Raw genomic sequence first — 552 nt, forward strand, 5'->3', positions numbered from 1 at the left:
GTCGGCCACCACCACGTGGTCCCCGGCCTGGGCCAGGGACCTCACGCACGCCGCGCCGATCCCCAGCGACCCGCCGGTGACCAGGACCCTACGGCGGCGGCCCTCCACCACTACTCCGCCAGCCCGACGCTGACGATCGCGTCGCCGCGCAGCGCGTCGGAGAACGGGCACATCTGGTCGGCCTCGGCGACGTACTTCTCCGCGACGACGGGGTCGACGTCGGGGAGCTCGGCGGTCACCGCCACGTCGAGCCGGTAGCCCTCCGGGTAGCGGAAGATGCCGACCTGCGCCGAGACGACCGGCTCGACGTCCGTGACGTCGTGCTGGCCCAGCACCGCGCGGAGCGCCGTGTTGAAGCACGCGGCGTACCCGGCGGCGAGCAGCTGCTCGGGGTTGGTGCCGGGGCCGGAGTCGCCGCCCAGCTCCTTCGGTGCGGAGAGCTGGAGGTCGAGACGACCGTCGCTCGTGGCGACGGACCCGCCGCGGCCCGTGGTGGTGGTGGCCTCGGTGGAGTACAGGATCTTGGGCATGGCTGGTCCTTCGTGTCGGAGG

Annotated in this window: 1 protein-coding gene; it reads right to left on the minus strand. The window is 73.4% G+C overall.

Going from position 1 to position 552, the window contains the following annotated elements; all coding sequences use genetic code 11:
• Window positions 1-110: 110 nt before the first annotated feature.
• Complete coding sequence (locus ASF38_RS03310) at window positions 111-530, minus strand: Ohr family peroxiredoxin (protein WP_055963360.1); 420 nt, start codon at window positions 528-530, stop codon at window positions 111-113.
• Window positions 531-552 lie beyond the last annotated feature (22 nt).

It is taken from the genome of Aeromicrobium sp. Leaf272 (assembly GCF_001422865.1).
Taxonomy (GTDB): Bacteria; Actinomycetota; Actinomycetes; order Propionibacteriales; family Nocardioidaceae; genus Aeromicrobium.